The 7,971-nt window shown below is 63.8% G+C and carries 3 protein-coding genes; all 3 read right to left on the minus strand.

The genetic code is table 11. From position 1 onward, the window contains the following. A partial coding sequence (locus tag AC1D00_RS16745) for a flavin monoamine oxidase family protein (RefSeq protein WP_477011439.1) occupies positions 1-1,444 on the minus strand: 1,444 nt, incomplete at its 3' end. Between the two features lie 192 nt (positions 1,445-1,636). Continuing rightward, complete coding sequence (rpoC, locus tag AC1D00_RS16750) at positions 1,637-5,833, minus strand: DNA-directed RNA polymerase subunit beta' (RefSeq protein WP_092192670.1); 4,197 nt, start codon at positions 5,831-5,833, stop codon at positions 1,637-1,639. A gap of 129 nt (positions 5,834-5,962) precedes the next feature. After that, positions 5,963-7,971, minus strand: a 2,009-nt coding sequence (gene rpoB, locus AC1D00_RS16755) for a DNA-directed RNA polymerase subunit beta (RefSeq protein WP_477011440.1), incomplete at its 5' end; no start/stop codon positions are given.

Below are 7,971 nucleotides of genomic sequence, written 5' to 3' on the forward strand. Positions count from 1 at the left end.
CGCTATAGGGGCCGAGGCCGCGATAATTCTCGAAATAGTCGCGATCGATCTTGTCGGAGAGCGGTTTGTCGTCCTGGGCGCGCTCGCGGCGCAGGCGCATCATCTCGGTCAGGATGATGTCGGTCGCCGCATCCGAGGAGTCCAGCAAGCCGTTCAGCGTCGAGTCGAACAGATAGTCGCCGACCACGACGATTCCGGGATGCTCCTTCGGCTCGGGCCGGTGATTGGTCATGACGTCGCGCACGGGCAGTCCGCCGGGAATCGCGTTCACCGACGACAGCCAGCGGTGAATCTTGCCTTCCATGAAATGCGCGCGCGCATCGCCGAGGGAAGCCGGCAGCGACTTCAGCGCGGCGTCGATCAGCTCCTGATCCGAGAGATTGGCGAAGGCGAGCGCGTCGGAGCCGGGAATGAGCCAGTTCAACACGCCGTGCTTGCCGACGTCGTGGCGCGCGCCCTCGTTGTAGACGCAGCAGCCGCCGAAGGCTTCCGACATGAACCAGGCGCCGGCAATCTTGTCGCCCCAGAACGGAGAGTCGAACAGGATCGAGACGCGCAGGTAATGCGCGGGACGGTCGAAATACGAGACGTGCTTGACCATCGACTTGCGGAGCTGCTCGCCTTCCCAGCCGACGGTGCCGAGCCAGGAATGCGGCAGGCAGACCAGCACGAGATCGAAGTCGCGCGTCTCCGGCCCCTTGCCGTTCATCATCTTGAGCTGGTAGCGGCCGGTCGGCGCCTTGCCGACGGCGAGCACACGGTGATTGAGCTGGATGTCGGCATTGACCTCCGACTGGAGGCACTCGATCAGCTGCTCGTTGCCGTTCTGGATCGAATAGAGGCCGATATAGCCGTCGACGTCCATCAGGTAGTTCTTGAGCGCGTTGAGGCCGTTGGTGTTGTGGCTCTCGGTCGCGATGTCGGAGCGCGCCATCACCTTGAAGAAGCGCTTTGCGGTCTCGTCCTCGACCTCCTCGTCGAGCACCTGCTCGGCGGTCTTGTAGGCCCAGGGATTCTCGTTGTCGTGCGCGCCGACACCCTCGTAATATTCGATCGGCGACATCGCCTCGGCGCAGCGCTGGCGGAACGCCTCGATTGCGGCCGCGGTCTTGGCGCCATATTTGCGGCGCATGCCCGGCACGTCGTTCAGCAGCTCGCCGCCGAACTGCACCTGCTCGGCATCCATCGGAATGGTCTGAAGCCCGAAATGCTGGATCAGCTCGCGCAGCGGATCCGGCCCCGTCATCGAGTAGTCGTAGATCTCGGCAACGCCGGCCTCGTACATCGCGGGCGCGGAATCGAATTTGCGGGTGACGATCTTGCCGCCGAGCCGGTCGGATGCCTCGTAGATGGTGACGCGGCAGAGGTCGCCGAGCTTACGCTTCAGATACCAGGCGCTCATCAGCCCGCCGGGGCCGCCGCCTACGATTGCGAGATCAAGCATATGAGTTCCGTGGTCTCCGGCCCTGCCCCCGTCACGGGACCACCGGTCTAAACTCCCCTAGCAGAAGCGCTTTTACGCCTGAAGGAAAGATGAACAAAGGTTGATCCTGCATCGCAGCAAGCAAAGAAAGCAGCAAAAAGGCCGGCTTGCGCCGGCCTTTTCATTGTCCTCGGTATTCCTACGGATGAACCATCATTCCGCGGGCGGCAGCGCCGGAAGCTCCGCTTCCGGTGCGGGCGACACGACGGCCGCCTGCTTCTCGCGCTCGTCCAGGATCAGCTTGTCGCGCTTCATCGCGACTTCGCGGATCTTGGCCATGGAGGCGCCGGTGCCCGCCGGGATCAGCCGGCCGACGATGACGTTCTCCTTGAGGCCTTCGAGCGGATCGACCTTGCCGTTGACCGCCGCTTCCGTGAGGACGCGGGTGGTCTCCTGGAACGAGGCCGCCGAGAAGAAGGAGCGGGTCTGGAGGCTCGCCTTGGTGATGCCGAGCAGAACCGGCGTCCCCGTGGCGATCTTCTTGCCCTCTTCCTTGGCCTTCTCGTTGAGCGCGTCGAACTCGATCTTGTCGACCTGCTCGCCGGAGATCATGTCCGTGTCGCCCTGGTCGGTGACTTCCACCTTCTGGAGCATCTGACGGACAATCACCTCGATGTGCTTGTCGTTGATGAGCACGCCCTGGAGCCGGTAGACCTCCTGGATCTCGTTGACCAGATAGGCCGCGAGTTCCTCGATGCCCTTGACCGCCAGGATGTCGTGCGGCGCCGGGTTGCCTTCCACGATGAAGTCGCCCTTTTCGACGACGTCGCCGTCCTGAAGGTGGATGTGCTTGCCCTTCGGGATCAGGTACTCGCGCGGCTCGTCGGTCTTGTCCATCGGCTCGATCGAGATGCGACGCTTGTTCTTGTAGTCGCGCCCGAACCGGATGGTGCCCGCGATTTCGGCGATGATCGCCGCATCCTTCGGACGCCGTGCCTCGAACAGTTCCGCCACCCGCGGCAGACCGCCGGTGATGTCACGCGTCTTGGCGCTTTCGGTCGAGACACGGGCGAGGATGTCGCCCGGATTGACCTTGGCTCCGACGTCGACCGAGAGAATGGCGTCGACCGACAGCATGTAGCGGGCATCGCCGCCACGGGCGAGCTTGAGCACCTTGCCGTCCTTGCCCTTGACCACGATGGCCGGACGCAGGTCCGAACCGCCGCGGGTCGAGCGCCAGTCGATGACCACGCGCTTGGCGATACCGGTGGCCTCGTCGAGCGTTTCCGAGATCGACTGCCCCTCGACCAGATCCTCGAAGCCGATGGTACCTTCGACTTCGGTGAGCAGCGGACGGGTGTAGGGATCCCACTCGACGATGCGCTGGCCACGCTTGACGGTGTCGCCCTCGTCGACGTGCAGGCGCGAGCCGTACTGGATACGGTGCGTCGCACGCTCGGTGCCGTCGGCATCGACGATCGCCACCACCATGTTGCGCACCATCGCGATCAGGTGACCTTCGCTGTTGCGGGCGATGGCCTTGTTCCGGATCACGATCTTGCCGTCGAAGTTGGATTCGACGAACGACTGCTCGTTGAGCTGCGCCGCACCGCCGATGTGGAAGGTGCGCATGGTGAGCTGGGTGCCCGGCTCGCCGATCGACTGCGCCGCGATGACGCCGACCGCTTCGCCGTGGTTGACCGGCGTGCCGCGGGCGAGGTCGCGGCCGTAGCACTTGCCGCAGATGCCGTTGACGAGCTCGCAGGTCAGCGCCGAGCGGATCTTCACCTCCTGCACGCCACCCTGCTGGATGGCATCGAGGTGGCTCTCCTCCATCAGCGTACCGCGCTTGATGATCACCTTGCCCGAGCTGTCACGCACGTCTTCGCAGGCCGTGCGTCCGAGGATGCGCGAGCCGAGCGAAGCGACCACGGTGCCGGCATCGACGATGGCGCGCATCTTGATGCCGAGCTTGGTGCCGCAATCGTCCTGCGTGATGATGCAGTCCTGCGCGACGTCGACGAGACGACGGGTCAGGTAGCCCGAGTTCGCGGTCTTCAACGCGGTGTCCGCGAGGCCCTTGCGGGCGCCGTGGGTCGAGTTGAAGTACTCGAGCACCGAGAGGCCTTCCTTGAAGTTCGAGATGATCGGCGTCTCGATGATCTCACCCGACGGCTTGGCCATCAGGCCGCGCATGCCGGCGAGCTGGCGCATCTGGGCCGGCGAACCGCGGGCGCCGGAGTGAGCCATCATGTAGATCGAGTTGATGTCGGCATCGGCTCCGCTCGCCGTCTTCTTGGTGGCGGAGATCTCCTTCATCATCGCCTTGGCGATTTCTTCCGTGGCCTTCGACCAGGCGTCGACGACCTTGTTGTACTTCTCGCCATGGGTGATCAGGCCGTCGTTGTACTGCTGCTCGAAGTCCTTCGCCAGCGTACGGGTGGTGTCGACGATCTTCCACTTGCCGTGCGGCACGACCATGTCGTCCTTGCCGAACGAGATGCCGGCCTTGAACGCGTTGTAGAAGCCGAGCGCCATGATGCGGTCGCAGAAGATCACCGTCTCCTTCTGGCCGCAGTGACGGTAGACCTGGTCGATGACGCCCGAGATCTCGCGCTTGGTCATCAGCTTGTTGATGATCTCGTACGAAATCCGCGGGTTCTTCGGCAGCAGGTTGCCGAGCATGACGCGGCCCGCAGTGGTCTCGATCCAGCGCGTCGAGACCTTGCCGGTCTCGTCCATGCCCTGCCACCGATACTTGATCTTGGTGTGGAGGTGGATGACCTTCGCGTGCAGCGCGTGCTCGAGCTCGGCCATGTCGCCGAAGATCTTGCCCTCGCCGGGCAGGCCTTCGCGCATGATCGAGACGTAGTAGAGACCGAGCACGATGTCCTGCGACGGCACGATGATCGGCTGGCCGTTTGCCGGATGCAGGATGTTGTTGGTCGACATCATCAGGACGCGCGCTTCCAGCTGCGCTTCGAGCGACAGCGGAACGTGCACGGCCATCTGGTCGCCGTCGAAGTCGGCGTTGAACGCGGCGCAGACCAGCGGATGCAGCTGGATCGCCTTGCCCTCGATCAGCACGGGCTCGAACGCCTGAATGCCGAGACGATGCAGCGTCGGTGCGCGGTTGAGCAGCACCGGATGCTCGCGGATCACCTCGTCCAGGATGTCCCAGACCTCGGGCCGCTCCTTCTCGACCAGCTTCTTGGCCTGCTTCACGGTGGTGGACAGGCCCTTGGCGTCAAGCCGCGAATAGATGAACGGCTTGAACAGCTCGAGCGCCATCTTCTTCGGCAGGCCGCACTGATGCAGGCGCAGCTCGGGACCGACCACGATCACCGAACGGCCCGAATAGTCGACGCGCTTGCCGAGCAGGTTCTGGCGGAAGCGGCCCTGCTTGCCCTTGAGCATGTCGGCGAGCGACTTCAGCGGGCGCTTGTTGGCACCCGTGATGACGCGGCCGCGGCGACCGTTGTCGAACAGGGCATCGACCGCTTCCTGAAGCATGCGCTTCTCGTTGCGGATGATGATGTCGGGCGCGCGCAGCTCCATCAGCCGCTTCAAGCGGTTGTTGCGGTTGATCACGCGGCGGTAGAGGTCGTTGAGGTCCGAGGTCGCGAAGCGGCCGCCGTCCAGCGGCACCAGCGGACGCAGGTCCGGCGGGATCACCGGGACCACGGTCATGATCATCCATTCCGGCTTGTTGCCGGAGTGGCGGAACGCTTCGACGATCTTCAGGCGCTTGGCGAGCTTCTTGTGCTTGATGTCGGAGTCGGTCTCCTGCATCTCGACGCGCAAGGAGGCCTCGAGCTTCTCGAGGTCCATGCCCTTGAGCAGCTCGCGGATCGCTTCCGCGCCGATCATGGCGGTGAAGGAATCCTGGCCGTACTCGTCCTGCGCCTTCAGATACTCGTCTTCCGACAGCAGCTGACGGTCCTTCAGCGCGGTGAGGCCCGGCTCCAGCACGACGTAGTATTCGAAGTAGAGGATCCGCTCGAGATCCTTCAGCGTCATGTCGAGCAGGAGGCCGATGCGCGAGGGCAGCGACTTCAGGAACCAGATGTGGGCGACCGGGGCTGCGAGCTCGATATGGCCCATGCGCTCGCGCCGGACGCGCGACAGCGTGACCTCGACCGAGCACTTCTCGCAGATGATGCCCTTGTACTTCATGCGCTTGTACTTGCCGCACAAGCACTCGTAGTCCTTGATCGGCCCGAAGATGCGGGCGCAGAACAGGCCGTCGCGCTCGGGCTTGAAGGTACGGTAGTTGATGGTCTCCGGCTTCTTGATCTCGCCGTAGGACCAGGACAGAATCTTCTCTGGAGACGCGATCGAGATCCGGATCTGGTCGAAGACCTGAGCCGGAGTCGTCGGATTGAAGAGATTCATAATTTCTTGGTTCATCGTCTTCTCCTCGCGCGCCGGTCGCCTCCGGCGGCAAATTCGAAAATCACTCGAGCGGGGCGCCCTGCCCTCAAGGCCTCAGGAGGGGCGCCAATGCCCGGCCGAGACGGCCGGGCATGAATGGTCGAATTACTCGGCCGCTTCCGACGTCGGCGCCGGTCCCATCTTGGAGTTGTGCAGGTCGACGTTGAGGCCGAGCGAGCGCATTTCCTTGACCAGCACGTTGAACGATTCCGGAATACCGGCCTCGAACGTGTCGTCGCCGCGCACGATCGCCTCGTACACCTTGGTGCGGCCGGCGACGTCGTCCGACTTCACCGTCAGCATCTCCTGGAGCGTGTACGCCGCGCCGTAAGCCTCGAGCGCCCAAACCTCCATTTCGCCGAAGCGCTGGCCGCCGAACTGCGCCTTGCCGCCCAGCGGCTGCTGGGTGACGAGCGAGTACGGACCGATCGAACGCGCATGGATCTTGTCGTCGACGAGATGGTGCAGCTTGAGCATGTAGATGTAGCCCACCGTCACCTTGCGATCGAACGGATCGCCGGTGCGGCCGTCATAGACGGTCGACTGACCCGAAGCGTCGAGACCGGCAAGCTTCAGCATCTCCTCGATGTCGGCTTCCTTGGCGCCGTCGAACACCGGCGTCGCGAYCGGCACGCCGCGGCTCAGATTGTGGCCGAGCTCGATCAGTTCGTTGTCGTTGAGCGACTTGATCGTCTCGTCCTCGCCGTAGACCTTCTTCAAGGTTTCCTTCAGCGGCTTGATGTCCTGCTTCGACAGGTAGGCATCGACGGTCTGGCCGATACGCTTGCCGAGGCCGGCGCAAGCCCAGCCGAGATGGGTCTCGAGGATCTGTCCGACGTTCATGCGCGAGGGCACGCCCAGCGGATTGAGCACGATGTCGGCATGCGTGCCGTCTTCGAGGAACGGCATGTCCTCGATCGGCACGATCTTCGACACCACGCCCTTGTTGCCGTGGCGGCCGGCCATCTTGTCGCCGGGCTGGATCTTGCGCTTCACCGCGACGAAGACCTTGACCATCTTCATCACGCCGGGCGGCAATTCGTCACCGCGCTGAAGCTTCTCGACCTTGTCGAGGAAGCGCTGCTCGAGCCCCTTCTTCGACTCGTCGTACTGCTTCCGCATGGCCTCGATCTCGGCCATCAGCTTGTCGTTCGGCGAGGCGAACAGCCACCACTGCGACTTCGGGTACTCCTCGAGCACCGCACGGGTGATCTTGGTGTCCTTCTTGAAGCCCTTCGGACCGGCAATGCCCTGCCGCCCCTCGAGGAGCTCGGCAAGACGGTTGTAGACGTTGCGGTCCAGGATCGCCTGCTCGTCGTCGCGGTCCTTGGCCAGACGCTCGATCTCTTCCCGCTCGATCGCCAGCGCACGCTCGTCCTTGTCGACGCCGTGGCGGTTGAACACGCGCACTTCCACGATCGTGCCCTGCACACCCGGAGGGACGCGCAGCGAGGTGTCGCGAACGTCGGAGGCCTTCTCGCCGAAGATGGCGCGCAGGAGCTTTTCTTCCGGCGTCATCGGGCTTTCGCCCTTCGGCGTGATCTTGCCCACCAGGATGTCGCCGGCGCGCACTTCCGCGCCGATGTAGACGATACCGGCTTCGTCGAGGTTCTTGAGCGCTTCTTCCGAGACATTCGGAATGTCGCGGGTGATTTCCTCAGGCCCGAGCTTGGTGTCGCGGGCCATCACCTCGAATTCCTCGATGTGGATCGAGGTGAAGACGTCTTCCTTCACGATCCGCTCGGAGAGCAGGATCGAGTCTTCGAAGTTGTAGCCGTTCCACGGCATGAACGCGACCAGCACGTTGCGGCCGAGCGCGAGTTCGCCGAGGTCGGTCGACGGACCGTCGGCGATGATGTCGCCCTTCTTGACGATGTCGCCGACCTTCACCAGCGGACGCTGGTTGATGCAGGTCGACTGGTTGGAGCGCTGGTACTTCATCAGCCGGTAGATATCGACGCCCGACTTGGTCGGATCGAGATCTTCGGTGGCGCGGATCACGACGCGGGTGGCGTCGATCTGGTCGATGACGCCCGAGCGGCGCGCCGCGATCGCGGCGCCCGAGTCACGGGCAACGACGCCTTCCATGCCGGTGCCGACGAACGGCGCCTCGG

Source organism: Bradyrhizobium sp. P2_E8 (assembly GCF_056403875.1).